Source organism: Pseudomonas sp. PLB05 (assembly GCF_021106615.1).
Taxonomy (GTDB): domain Bacteria; phylum Pseudomonadota; class Gammaproteobacteria; order Pseudomonadales; family Pseudomonadaceae; genus Chryseomonas; species Chryseomonas benzopyrenica.
This window is the reverse complement of the sequence record NZ_JAJOHO010000001.1, coordinates 1,063,207-1,075,844: the sequence shown is the minus strand read 5'-3', so window position 1 is coordinate 1,075,844 and position 12,638 is coordinate 1,063,207. Positions and strand designations below refer to the sequence as shown.

12 protein-coding genes are annotated in these 12,638 nt (G+C 65.7%); 7 read left to right on the top strand and 5 right to left on the bottom strand.

The window, feature by feature from the left end:
- Positions 1 to 7 precede the first annotated feature (7 nt).
- The 3 genes from LRS53_RS04940 (at position 8) to LRS53_RS04930 (ending at position 2,605) form a co-directional block, all read left to right on the top strand.
- Positions 8 to 808, top strand: coding sequence for an aldolase/citrate lyase family protein (locus LRS53_RS04940; RefSeq protein WP_231355156.1), 801 nt, complete (start codon positions 8 to 10; stop codon positions 806 to 808).
- Between the two features lie 13 nt (positions 809 to 821).
- Positions 822 to 2,255: an aldehyde dehydrogenase gene (gene aldA / locus LRS53_RS04935; protein WP_231355155.1), complete on the top strand. Its 1,434-nt coding sequence runs from the start codon at positions 822 to 824 to the stop codon at positions 2,253 to 2,255.
- A 125-nt stretch (positions 2,256 to 2,380) separates the two neighbouring features.
- Positions 2,381 to 2,605, top strand: coding sequence for a DUF2188 domain-containing protein (locus LRS53_RS04930; protein WP_231355154.1), 225 nt, complete (start codon positions 2,381 to 2,383; stop codon positions 2,603 to 2,605).
- Between the two features lie 48 nt (positions 2,606 to 2,653).
- Here the strand turns inward: LRS53_RS04930 and LRS53_RS04925 are convergent, their stop codons facing one another.
- The 5 genes from LRS53_RS04925 to glnT all read right to left on the bottom strand — a co-directional run bounded on the left by LRS53_RS04925 (position 2,654) and on the right by glnT (position 8,573).
- Complete coding sequence (locus tag LRS53_RS04925) at positions 2,654 to 3,967, bottom strand: ammonium transporter (protein ID WP_231355153.1); 1,314 nt, start codon at positions 3,965 to 3,967, stop codon at positions 2,654 to 2,656.
- Between the two features lie 257 nt (positions 3,968 to 4,224).
- The gene (locus tag LRS53_RS04920; protein WP_231355152.1) at positions 4,225 to 5,550 is read right to left on the bottom strand and encodes an FMN-binding glutamate synthase family protein; all 1,326 of its coding nucleotides are present in this window, start codon (positions 5,548 to 5,550) and stop codon (positions 4,225 to 4,227) included.
- Positions 5,551 to 5,568: 18 nt separating this feature from the next.
- Complete coding sequence (locus tag LRS53_RS04915; protein ID WP_231355151.1) at positions 5,569 to 6,252, bottom strand: protein glxC; 684 nt, start codon at positions 6,250 to 6,252, stop codon at positions 5,569 to 5,571.
- A gap of 12 nt (positions 6,253 to 6,264) precedes the next feature.
- On the bottom strand, positions 6,265 to 7,170 hold the full coding sequence (locus LRS53_RS04910; RefSeq protein ID WP_231355150.1) for a class II glutamine amidotransferase: 906 nt from the start codon (positions 7,168 to 7,170) through the stop codon (positions 6,265 to 6,267).
- Between the two features lie 68 nt (positions 7,171 to 7,238).
- Complete coding sequence (gene glnT / locus LRS53_RS04905) at positions 7,239 to 8,573, bottom strand: type III glutamate--ammonia ligase (protein ID WP_231355149.1); 1,335 nt, start codon at positions 8,571 to 8,573, stop codon at positions 7,239 to 7,241.
- A 274-nt stretch (positions 8,574 to 8,847) separates the two neighbouring features.
- On the opposite strand from glnT, the gene LRS53_RS04900 reads away from it, so the two are divergent.
- The 4 genes from LRS53_RS04900 to LRS53_RS04885 all read left to right on the top strand — a co-directional run bounded on the left by LRS53_RS04900 (position 8,848) and on the right by LRS53_RS04885 (position 12,629).
- Complete coding sequence (locus LRS53_RS04900; protein WP_231355405.1) at positions 8,848 to 9,447, top strand: helix-turn-helix domain-containing protein; 600 nt, start codon at positions 8,848 to 8,850, stop codon at positions 9,445 to 9,447.
- A gap of 194 nt (positions 9,448 to 9,641) precedes the next feature.
- Complete coding sequence (gene purU / locus LRS53_RS04895; RefSeq protein WP_231355148.1) at positions 9,642 to 10,505, top strand: formyltetrahydrofolate deformylase; 864 nt, start codon at positions 9,642 to 9,644, stop codon at positions 10,503 to 10,505.
- Positions 10,502 to 11,374 (top strand): bifunctional methylenetetrahydrofolate dehydrogenase/methenyltetrahydrofolate cyclohydrolase FolD, encoded by an 873-nt coding sequence (folD, locus tag LRS53_RS04890; protein ID WP_231355147.1) that lies wholly within the window; start codon positions 10,502 to 10,504, stop codon positions 11,372 to 11,374. Before purU ends, folD begins: the two co-directional genes overlap by 4 nt.
- A gap of 13 nt (positions 11,375 to 11,387) precedes the next feature.
- On the top strand, positions 11,388 to 12,629 hold the full coding sequence (locus tag LRS53_RS04885) for an FAD-dependent oxidoreductase (protein WP_231355146.1): 1,242 nt from the start codon (positions 11,388 to 11,390) through the stop codon (positions 12,627 to 12,629).
- Positions 12,630 to 12,638 lie beyond the last annotated feature (9 nt).

Below are 12,638 nucleotides of genomic sequence, written 5' to 3'. Positions count from 1 at the left end.
GACCGTCATGGATCTGCCGCGCAATCCCTTCAAGGCCCGCCTCACGGGCAGCGACACCCTCTACGGCCTCTGGGCCGGCTTCGCCACCGGCTATGCCGCCGAGATCGCCGCCGGCACCGGCTACGACTGGATGCTGATCGACGGCGAGCACGCCCCCAACACGGTGCCAAGCATCCTCGCCCAGTTGCAGGCGGTGGCGCCCTACCCCACGGCGCCGGTGGTGCGTTGCGTGACCGGCGATGCGGTGCTGATCAAGCAGTTGCTGGACATCGGCGTGCAGACGCTGATGGTGCCCATGGTGGAGACCGCCGATCAGGCCCGCGCCCTGGTGCGCGCCATGCGCTATCCGCCCCACGGCATCCGCGGCGTCGGTGGTGGCCTGGCCCGCGCCACCCGCTGGGACGCGGTACCCGACTACCTGCACAACGCTCACACCGAGTTGTGCCTGATCGTCCAGGTGGAATCGCGGCTGGGCAGCGATAACGTCGCCGAGATCGCCGCGGTGGAGGGCGTGGACGCCGTCTTCGTCGGCCCCGCCGACCTCTCCAGCGGCCTCGGCCATGCCGGCAATCCGGGCCATCCCGAGGTGCAGGCACGTATCCGCGCCGCCATCGATGCCACCCGCGCGGCCGGCAAGGTGGCCGGAATCCTGGCGCCCCAGGAAGACGATGCCCGGCGCTATCGCGACTGGGGTTGCCAGTTCGTTGCCGTCGGCATCGACATCAGCCTGTTCCGCCAGGCGGCGCTGGCCAACCTGGCCCGCTATCGCCCCCTCGAAGCGCCCCAGGCGCCCTCTCGCACCTATTGACCCGGAGTCCGCCATGGCCGATCTGCCTCTTTACCAGAACTACATCGATGGCCGCTTCCTGCCGGCCGCCGAGGACTTTCTCGTCCATAACCCGGCCACCGGCGAGGCCCTGGCCCGGGTACCGGCGTCCAGTCGCGAGGACGTCGACCGGGCCATCGCCGCCGCCCGCCGCGCCCAGAAGCCCTGGGCCCGCAAACCGGCCATCGAGCGTGCCGGCTATCTCAGACGCATCGCCGCCAAGCTGCGCGAGCAGGCGCCGCGGCTGGCCCGGACCATTGTCGCCGAACAGGGCAAGGTCCATGGCCTGGCCGAGGTGGAGGTCAATTTCACCGCCGACTATCTCGACTACATGGCCGAGTGGGCGCGGCGCATCGAAGGCGAAATCATCACCAGCGACCGGCACGACGAGCAGATCTTTCTGCTGCGCAAGCCGCTGGGCGTGGTGGCCGGCATCCTGCCCTGGAACTTCCCCTTCTTCCTGATCGCCCGCAAGCTGGCTCCGGCGCTGATCACCGGCAACACCATCGTCATCAAGCCCAGCGAAGAAACTCCGATCAATGCCCATGAATTCGCCCGCCTGGTGGCCGAGACCGACCTGCCGCCCGGGGTCTTCAACCTGGTCAGCGGTGACGGCGCCGTGGGGGGCCAGCTCAGTGCCCATGCCGGCATCGACATGGTCAGCTTTACCGGCAGCGTCGGCACCGGCTCGCGGATCATGGCCACTGCCGCGCCGAATCTGACCAAGCTCAACCTGGAGCTGGGCGGCAAGGCGCCGGCCATCGTCCTGGCCGATGCCGACCTGGACCTGGCGGTCCGGGCGATCCGTGACTCGCGCATCATCAACACCGGCCAGGTGTGCAACTGCGCCGAGCGGGTCTATGTGGAACGCGCGGTGGCCGAGGACTTCATCGAGCGCATCGGCCGCGCCATGGCCGCCACCCGCTATGGCGACCCCCAGGCCGACACCAGCGTGGAGATGGGACCGCTGATCAACGCCGCCGGCCTGGACAAGGTGGCGGCCAAGGTCGACGTCGCCCTCGGCCATGGTGCTCGCTTGGTCACCGGTGGCAGCCGCGCCGACCTGGGCCGCGGCTTTCACTTCCAGCCCACGGTACTAGCAGACTGTCGCGCCGAGATGCCGATCATGCGCGAGGAGATCTTCGGCCCGGTGCTGCCGATCCAGGTGGTGGACGATCTCGACGAAGCCATCGCCCTGGCCAACGACTGCGAATACGGCCTCACCTCATCCGTCTATACGCGCAGCCTGAGCAAGGCCATGCACGCCATGCGCGAGATCGACTTCGGCGAGACCTACATCAACCGGGAGAACTTCGAGGCCATGCAGGGCTACCACGCCGGGGTGCGCAAGTCCGGCATCGGCGGTGCCGACGGCAAGCACGGGCTCTATGAGTACACCCACACCCAGGTGGTCTATCTGCAGGGATGAGTAGCGCGGCGTGGTTCCCTGCCAGGCCAGGCCTGGCCGCTTCGCTCGAATGTTCTCGAATGAAAGCGGGTCGAAACAGACGCAATCCAAGATCAGGCACGGGCCTAGGGCCCCAGGGAGTCCAGATGCAGAACTACCACATCGTACCTACCGACACCGGCTGGGAATTCAAAGAGGAACATGGCGATCGCGCCCTGCTCAAGGCCTCGACCAAGGACGCCATCGTTCATCAGGCAGCGCAATACCTGGACGGCAAGACCGGCAGCGTCAAGATCCACACCAGCGACGGTCGTATCGAGGAAGAGCGCACCTATCCCCGCAGTGCGGATCCGGCGCGGTCCAAAGGCTGAGCCCAACCAGCCACCGTTGCGGTGGCTGGCGCGTTGCGGGATGCCGACTCAGCCGTAGGCTTTCTCGCCATGCTGGAAGAGGTCCAAGCCCTGGGCTTCGGTCTGCTCGCACACGCGCAGGCCGCGGGTCAGGACCCGGGTGACGCAGAGCAGCACGAAGGTCATGACCCCACAGAAGACCACGGTGAAGAGGACGCTCTTGAGCTGGATCATCACCTGGCTGGCGATGGCGATGTCCTGGTAGCCGCCCAGGCTCTTGCTGGCGAAGACGCCCGTCAGCAGCGAGCCGACGATGCCGCCGATGCCGTGCAGACCGAAGGCGTCCAGCGCATCGTCATAACCGAAGGTGCGCTTGAGATAGACCACCGCCGCGTAGCAGAGGGCGCCGGTCAGCAGGCCCATGGCAAGGGCACCGGCCGGACCGACGAAGCCGCAGGCTGGGGTAATGGCGATCAGGCCGGCCAGGGCACCGGAGGCGACGCCGAGGGCGCTGGCCTTGCCGGTGCGCAGCCACTCCACCGCGAGCCAGCCGAGGATGCCGGCACAGGCAGCGATCTGGGTGGTGAGCATGGCCATACCGGCGCTGGCACTGGCGGCCACCGCGGAGCCGACGTTGAAGCCGAACCAGCCGACCCAGAGCAGCGCCGCGCCCGTGAGCGCGAAGCCCAGGTTGTGCGGCGGCATGGCCTGGAGACTGTAACCCTGACGCCGACCGAGCATCACGCAGGCCACCAGCCCGGCGACGCCGGAATTGATGTGCACCACGGTGCCACCGGCGAATTCGAGGATGCCCCAGTCATAGAGCAGACCACCGGGCCCGCTCCAGGCCATGTGCGCCAGGGGCAGGTAGCAGAAGGTGAACCAGAGGGCGCAGAACAGCACGGCGGCGCTGAATTTCATCCGCTCGGCGAAGGAGCCGGCGATGATCATCGGGGTGATCAGCGCGAAGGTCATCTGGAAGGTGGCGAAGACGCTTTCCGGAATGGTGCCCACCAGACTGTCCCGCACCACGTCGAGCAGCATCCAATGCTTGAAGCCGCCTATAAGGCTATGGAAGTTGAACTCGCCGGCCACCATGCCGGTGGTGTCGGCGAACAGACTATAGCCATAGACCACCCAGAGTACACCGATCACCCCGGCAACGGTAAAGCTCTGGGTGAAGATCGAGAGCAGATTCTTCGACCGCACCAGGCCGCCATAGAAAAGTGCCAGGCCGGGGACCAGCATCATCAGCACCAGCACGCTGGAGATCATCATCCAGGCCGTGTCGCCGCTGTCGAGCCTGGCCTCCTGGGCCAGGGCCATACCGGGCATCCCGAGGGCTGCCACCAGAACCGCAACCGCCTTGCCTTTACCGATCATGTCTAGCTTCCTTCGCTGAGGGATGAAAGGGAACGAAATTCGCCGTGCGACCAGGTACCCAAGGCAGCCTGGCCGAAGTGACGTGTTGCAGACCGCCTGATCGCGACCATGGCGGGCGCCCGTAGGTTGGGTTGAGACGGCTATCTCGTCGAAGCCCAACAGTGCCGGACTCGGGGCGACGTTGGGCTTCGCTGCGCTTAACCCAACCCACGCTCACTCACGGCCATGGCAGCAATGAGAACGTTGCTCCAACCCCACTAGAACCCAGTCTGCCCGGGAATCCATTGGGTACCCGCCAGCGGCACCCGCGCCATGGCGGCGGCCTCGATGGTCAGGGCCACCAAGTCTTCCGGGTCGAGGTTGTGCAGGTGCGACTTGCCGCAGGCGCGCGCCATGGTCTGGGCTTCCAGCACCAGCACGCGCAGGTAATTGGCCAGCCGACGACCGCCTTCCACCGGGTCGAGGCGCTTGGCCAGTTCCGGGTCCTGGGTGGTGATACCTGCTGGGTCGCGGCCGTTCTGCCAGTCGTCGTAGTAGCCGGCGGCTGAGCCAAGCTTGCGCAGTTCGGCGTCCAACCGCGGATGGTTGTCGCCCAGAGCGATCAGCGCCGCCGTCCCGATGGCCACGGCATCGGCACCCAGGGCCATGGCCTTGGCCACGTCGGCGCCATTGCGGATGCCACCGGAGACGATCAGCTGGACCTTGCGGTGCATGCCCATCTCCTGCAGCGCCTGCACCGCCTGGGGGATGGCCGGCAGGATGGGGATGCCGACGTGTTCGATGAACACCTCCTGGGTCGCCGCGGTGCCACCCTGCATACCGTCGAGCACCACCACGTCGGCGCCAGCCTTGACCGCCAACTTGACGTCGTAGTAGGGCCGGCTCGCGCCGATCTTGACGTAGATGGGCTTTTCCCAATCGGTGATCTCGCGCAACTCGGCGATCTTGATGGCCAGGTCGTCCGGGCCGGTCCAGTCGGGATGGCGACAGGCACTGCGCTGGTCGACGCCGATGGGCAGGGTCCGCATGCCGGCCACCCGCTCGGTGACCTTCATGCCCAGCAACATGCCGCCACCGCCGGGCTTGGCGCCCTGCCCCAGAACGATCTCGATGGCGTCGGCCTTGCGCAGGTCGTCGGGGTTCATGCCATAGCGCGACGGCAGGTACTGGTAGATCAGGTGCTGGGACTGGCCGCGTTCCTCGGGGGTCATGCCGCCATCGCCGGTGGTGGTGCTGGTGCCGGCGATGCTGGCACCGCGGCCGAGGGCTTCCTTAGCGTTGGCCGAGAGCGCGCCGAAGCTCATGCCGGCGATGGTCACCGGGATCTTCAGGTGGATGGGCTTCTTGGCGAAGCGGGCGCCGAGCACCACGTCGGTGCCACACTTCTCCCGGTAGCCTTCCAGCGGATAGCGCGAGACGCTGGCGCCTAGCAGCAACAGGTCGTCGAAGTGCGGCAGCTTGCGCTTGGTACCGCCACCGCGGATGTCGTAGATGCCGGTCTCGGCGGCACGCTGGATTTCCTGGATGGCGAGGCGATCGAAGGTGGCCGATTCGCGCAGCACGGGGGTGTTCTGGTCAGTCATGGCGATTCTCCTGCGCGATCAATAGGCCGAGGCGTTGTCGACCTTGAAGTTGTAGAGCTGGCGGGCGGAGCCGTAGCGCTTGAAGTCGGCGGCCCGCTCGGCGAAGCCGGCGGTGTCGAGCAGTTCCTGCAACTCGGCCAGGTGCTCGGCGCGCATCTCCTTCTCGATGCAGTCCGAGCCCAGGGAGGCGACGCGGCCCTTCACGTAGATCCGCGTCTCGTACAGCGAGTCGCCCAAGGCGTCCCCGGCGTCGCCGCAGACCACCAGGCGCCCGGCCTGGCCCATGAAGCAACTCATGTGGCCAATGCTGCCGCCGACGACGATGTCGACACCCTTCATGGAAATACCGCAGCGCGCGCCGGCGTCGCCTTCGATGACCAGCAGGCCGCCATGGGCAGTGGCACCGGCGGCCTGGGAAGCGCTGCCCTTGACCCGTACCGCGCCGGACATCATGTTCTCCGCGCAGCCGACGCCGACGTTGCCATGCACGGTAATGGCGGCATGCTGGTTCATGCCCGCGCAGTAATAGCCGGCGTGCCCGTTGATATCCACGGACACGGCAGCGTTCACGCCCACGGCGAGGTTATGGGCGCCGTTAGGATGGATGACCACCCACTCGCGCTCGGCAGCGGTCTGGGCGGTGTCGTGCAGGGCCTGGTTGAGCTCGCGCACGGCGGTTTGGTTGAGATCGAAGGTTTTCATGTGCGCTGCTCCTCAGGCCGACTCGCGTTCCCAGACGTACAGGGTGGCCGGTGCCGGCTCCCAGACCTTGGCGCGCTCGATGCCGGGCAGGCTCGACAAGGCCTGGTACTCCGAGGCCATGGCCACGTAGTCGTCGGTTTCGGCAAGGATCGCCGGCTTGCAGGCGATGGGATCGCGGATCACCGCGAAGCCGTTGCGGGTGCCGATGGCAAAGGTGAAGAAGCCGTCCAGGTCTTCCAGCGATCGATCCAGTGCCTCCTTGAGGCTGTCGCCCTGGCGCAGCCGCCAGGTCAGGTAGCCGGCGGCGACCTCGGTGTCGTTCTCGGTCTCGAAGGTGATGCCTTCCCGACGCAGGTCCTGGCGCAGCCGCGAATGGTTGGAGAGCGAACCGTTGTGCACCAGGCAGAGGTCAGCGCCGGTGGAAAATGGATGGCTGCCCTCCAGGGTCACGGCGCTCTCGGTCGCCATGCGGGTGTGGCCGATGATGTGGCTGCCCTGCATCCCGGCCAGGCCGAAGCGGCTGGCGATCTCCTGGGGCAGGCCCATGCCCTTGAGGATCTCGATGCTGCGCCCGGCGCTCATGATGCGTAACTCAGGCGCCAGCTCGGCCAGCACTGCGCGCACCTCGGCCTCCGCCGCGCGGATCTTGAGCACGAGGGCACTGGCGTTCTGGAACCAGTCCAGCTCGGCACCCAACCGCTGCTGCACAGAGGCGACCAAGGCGGCGAAGTCGTAGCCCTCACTGGTGGCCTGCAGGGTCAGCTTGACCCAGCCCTCGGCCACCTCGTCGCCATAGATGGCGAAGCCGGCGCTGTCCGGACCGCGGTCGGTCATGGCTTCGAGCATGGGCTCGAAGAGGCTGCCGAGTTGGGCCTCCAGCGCCGGGTTCTTCAGATAGAGTCCAACGATTCCACACATGGGTGTCACTCCTTCGCAGGCAGGGGGCGCGCCGGGGCGCCCGAAAAACGATCGATAAGAGGTGGCGATCAGAAGAATTCGGTGTAGCGCTGGATCTCCCAGTCGGAGACGTGGCGGCTGTATTCCACCCACTCCATGCGCTTCAACTTGATGAATTCGTCGACGATTTCCGGGCCGAGCATCTCGCGGAACAGCGGGTCGGTATCCAAGGCGTCGCAGGCCTCCTTGAGGCTCTGCGGCAGGGTCTCGATCCCCCGCGCGGCGATGGCCTCGAGGCTCAGGTTGTAGAGGTTCTCGTTGCAGGGCGCGCCCGGATCCAGCTCGCGCTCGATACCGTCGAGACCGGCGGCGATGATGGCGGCGGTGACCAGGTAGGGATTGCAGCCGGCGTCGGGCAGGCGGAATTCCAGGCGACCATAGGGCACCCGTACCATCGCCGAGCGGTTGTTGGCGCCGTAGGCGATGAAGGCCGGCGCCCAGGTGGCGCCGGACAGCGAGCGGCCCACCACCAGGCGCTTGTAGGAATTCACCGTGGGCGCGGCGAAGGCGCACAGCGCCGGACCGTGGGCCAGCAGGCCACCGAGGAAGTGGTAGGCCAGTCGCGACAGGCCCATGCTGCGCGGATCGCTGTCGTCGTGGAAGAGATTGCGGCTGGTAGCGCTCGCCAGCGACAGGTGGAAATGCATGCCGTTGCCGGCGCGCTTGGGATCGGGCTTGGGCATGAAGGAACAGATCATGCCCAGTTCGTTGGCGATCTCGCCGGCGGCCATGCGGAAGAAGGTGAAGCGATCCGCCGACTCCAGCGCCTCGCTGTAGGTGTAGTTGATCTCGAACTGGCCGTTGGCGTCTTCGTGGTCGATCTGATAGATGTCGAAACCCACCGGCTGCAGGGCTTCGGTGAGCTTTTCGAGAAACAGCCGCGAACGCGACAGGCCCTTGTAGTCGTAGCAGGGCTTGTCCAGGGTGTCGCTGCCGTCCACCAGGGACAGCTTGCCGACCTCGTCGCGGCGCATGAGAAAGAACTCAGGCTCCAGCCCGGTGTTCAGGCTCCAGCCGCGGTCGCCAAGGCGCGCTACCTGGCGCTGCAGGACGTAGCGGCTGTCATAGGGATGGGGTTTGCCGTTGACGTGCCCGATGCACACCACCCGCCCGTAGCCGGCCTGCCAGGGCACCGGGATCAGGGTGGAAAGATCGCCGCGGGCCATGAAGTCGGGACCATGGGGCTCCATGCCCATGCCGCAGATGGCGAAACCAGCGAAACCCGCACCCTCCTCCGCCACGGCGGCGAGGCCGGCCACCGGCACGGACTTGGTCTTAGCGGAACCATGGATGTCGACGAACTGGGCCAGCACGTAGCGGATACCGTGCTGGTCGATAAGATGCTGGGTTTCGCTGGGCAACATGACGGGCTCCTTAGCTGAGATCCACTATATTCCCAATGGGAATTTATTCTTCCCATCAGGAAAGCAAAGACTTTGCCAAGTCGCGTCAGCTTCGCCGACCGCTATGCCAGAACCTCCCCGTCAGCGAGTTAACCTGCGGATCCCAAGGAAAATCCCGGCAGCAGCCCGCGGAGATTTTTTCCGGCATGATGGGAGCCACATCGGACGCCCGCGCGTATCCGCCCTCTTTCCTGCACTTTACTGGTGCGAATTTTTTATTCCCAAAACTAAAATGATGCAAGAATTCCCGAGTCGTGAGCCACGCCTGAAGATCGAGCAGTACATAGGCATCCAGATTCGTCGTCAGCGCCAGGATCAGGGCCTGAAGACCGCCGAGGTGGCGCGCATGGCCGGTATCAGCCAGGGCATGCTGAGCAAGATCGAGAACGCCCAGGTTTCCACCAGCCTGGAAACCCTCGGCCGGCTGTGCGACACCCTGGGCCTGCCGCTGTCGCGGCTGTTCAGCCAGTACGACCAGCAGGAACGCGACGCCCTGCTGGTCAAGGCGGGCGAAGGTCTCGAGGTGGTGCGCCGGGGGACCGACAAGGGACACACCTATCACCTGCTCAACCACTCCCGCGGGCCGAAGAAGAGCCTGGAGGCCTATCTGGTCTCCATGGACGATGCCAGCGAGGAATTCCCCACCTTCTCCCATCCCGGTACCGAGTTCATCCACCTGCTCGAAGGGAGCCTGATCTATCGCCACGGCAATCACCTCTATGAAATGGGCCCGGGCGACAGCCTTACCTTCGACAGCGACGTCCCCCACGGCCCGGAGCGATTGAATCAGGTGCCAATCAAGCTGCTGTCGATCATGACCTTCAAGGACGACTGAGCCGCGTCCGCCTCACCGGTGAAAGGGTATTTCACCGGCAAAAGACTACCTTATAACTGACAGGAAATTTTTATTACTCGAAGCTGGACGAGCGCCTACGCTTGCCCTATAAAAGCATCCGTGAATTTTATATTCCCAAAAGGAAATAACGCCGTAGCGAAATCTTCCTCCACTGGTGAAATCCGGACGCGAACATGGAAACCTTGCCCACCTACATCCTCAATGTCAGCTGCCCGGCTACCTCGGGCATCGTGGCCGCCGTCAGCACCTATCTCGCCCGCAACGACTGCTACATCGCCGAGATGGCGCAGTTCGACGACGATTTCACCGAGCGCTTCTTCATGCGCACGGTATTCCGCTTCAACCCCGGCGCCAGTACCGGCATCGAGGCGCTGCGCGATGGCTTCGCCGCGGTCGCGGCTGACTTCGCCATGCAATGGGAGCTGTACAGCACCGCCCGCCCCACACGCGTGCTGCTGATAGTGAGCAAGTTCGATCACTGCCTCGCGGACCTGCTCTATCGCCACCAGAAAGGCGAGTTGCCGATGGAAATCACCGCCATCGTTTCCAATCATCTGGAGCTGCGTGCCATGGCCGAGCGGGAAGGCATCCGCTTCGTCTATCTGCCGGTGACCAAGGACAGCAAGCGTCAGCAGGAGATCGAGCTGCTGCGCCTGGTGGCGGAAACCGGGACCGAACTGGTGGTGCTGGCGCGCTACATGCAAATCCTCTCGGACGAGTTGTGCCAGGAACTGGCCGGGCGCGCCATCAACATCCACCACTCCTTCCTACCCGGCTTCAAGGGTGCCAAGCCCTACCACCAGGCATTCGAGCGTGGCGTCAAGCTGATCGGGGCCACCGCCCACTACGTGACCTCGGATCTCGACGAAGGCCCGATCATCGAGCAGGAGGTGCAACGCGTCGACCACGGCTATCGCCCCGATGACCTGGTCGCCATCGGCCGGGATACCGAGACCGTTGCCCTGTACAAGGCGGTGAAGTACCACATCGAGCGGCGGCTGTTCCTCAATGGCAATCGCGTGGTGGTGTTCCGATGAGCGCCCGGCTGATCGACGGCAAGGCCGCCGCTGCCCGCCTGCTGCAACGGGTCGAGCTGGACGTGGCCGAGATGCGCGCGCGGGGTATCCAACCGGCCCTGGCGGTCATCCTGGTAGGCAGCGATCCGGCCAGCCAGGTGTACGTGCGCAACAAGATTCGCCGCGCCGCCGAGGTGGGCATCCGCTCGCTCAGCCACGAGTTGCCGGCGGATCTTGAGCAGATCGAGTTGCTCGGCCTGATCGCCGCGCTCAACGTCGACCCGGAAGTGCACGGCATCCTGGTGCAACTACCATTGCCGCCGCAGATCGACGAGGTGGCAGTGATCCAGGCGATTCGCCCGGACAAGGACGTCGATGGCTTCCACCGCGAGAACGTCGGCGCTCTGGCCCTAGGTCAACCCGGCTTGGTGCCCTGCACCCCGGCCGGCTGCCTACGGCTGCTGCAGGACCAGCTGGGCGATCTCAGCGGACACCATGCGGTGGTGGTCGGCCGCTCCAACATCGTCGGCAAGCCCATGGCGGCCCTGCTGTTGCAAGCGCACTGCACGGTGACCCTGGTGCATTCGCGCAGCCGTGACGCCGCCGCGCTTTGCCGCCAGGCCGACATCCTGGTGGCCGCGGCCGGCCAGCCCGACCTGATCACCGCGAACTGGGTCAAGCCCGGCGCGGTGGTCATCGACGTCGGCATCAATCGCGTGGAGCACGCCCACGGCGCCCGACTGGTGGGCGACGTTGCTCCCGAGGTAGCGGCCGTGGCGGGGGCCCTCACCCCGGTGCCGGGCGGGGTTGGCCCCATGACCATCGCCCTGCTCCTGCACAACACCCTGAGCGCCGCCCAGCGCCAGCACCCCTACGCCGTCACGATCTGACCGGGAGCCCACCATGCCTTTCAGCCTGTTGAAATACGGCCTGTCCGCCGATTATCCGGTTGAGGTCGATCTGCCGCCGCCCAAGGAACTCAAGTCCAGCTACGACGTGGTCATCATCGGGGGCGGTGGCCACGGTCTGGCCACCGCCTACTACCTGGCCAAGTACCACGGCATCACCAATGTCGCGGTGCTGGAAAAGGCCTATCTGGGCGGCGGCAACACCGCGCGCAACACTGCGGTGATCCGTTCCAACTACCTCACCAGCGAGGGGGTGAAGTTCTATATCGAGTCGGTGCGGCTGTTCAAGGAGCTGTCCAACGAATTCGATTTCAACATCATGTACTCCGAGCGCGGCCAGCTGACCCTGGCGCACACCGACGCCACGGTGCGCGCCTTCCGCCAGCGCGCCGAAGTGAACAAGCACTTCGGCGGGCGCACCGAGCTGATCGATCGCCAGCAGATCCGCGACCTGGTGCCCTGCCTCAATCTCGATCCGGGCCACCTGCCGGTGCTGGCAGGGCTGTGGCACATCGATGGCGGCACCGCCCGCCACGACGCCGTGGCCTGGGGCTACGCCAAGCAGGCGGCCAAGCGCGGCGTAGAGATCCACCAGCTGACCGAAGTGCAGGACTTCGTGGTGGAGAACAATAGGATCGCCGCCATCAAGACCAACCGCGGCACGGTGCGCTGCGGCTGCGCGGTACAGGCGGTGGCCGGTACCAGTTCGCTGCTGATGAACAAGCTGGGCATCCGCGCGCCGCTGCACACCTACCCGCTGCAGGCCATGGTCACTCAGCCGTTCAAGCCCTTCCTTGATCCGCTGGTGAGTTCCAGCGCCCTGCATTGCTACGTGCAGCAGACCAGTCGCGGCGAGATCGTCTTTGGCGGCGGCTCGGACCCCTATCCGCTGTATCACACCCGCTCCACCCTGGACCTCAAGGAGAGCCTGCTGGCCCACGCCATCGAGATGTTTCCCTTCATGGCCAACGCCAAGCTGATGCGCCAGTGGGCCGGAATGACCGACATGACCCCGGACTACAGCCCGCTGATGGGCCTTTCGCCCATCGACGGCTATTACCTGGACGCCGGCTGGGGCACCTGGGGCTTCAAGGCCACGCCGATCTGCGGCAAGACCATGGCCGAACTGGTGGCCAGCGGCGGCCGGGTGCCCGAGCTCATTGCCCCCTTCGGCCTGGACCGGTTCAGCCGCTTCCAGCAGGTCAACGAGATGGGCGCCACGGCGGCCAGCCACTAAGGAGCTTTC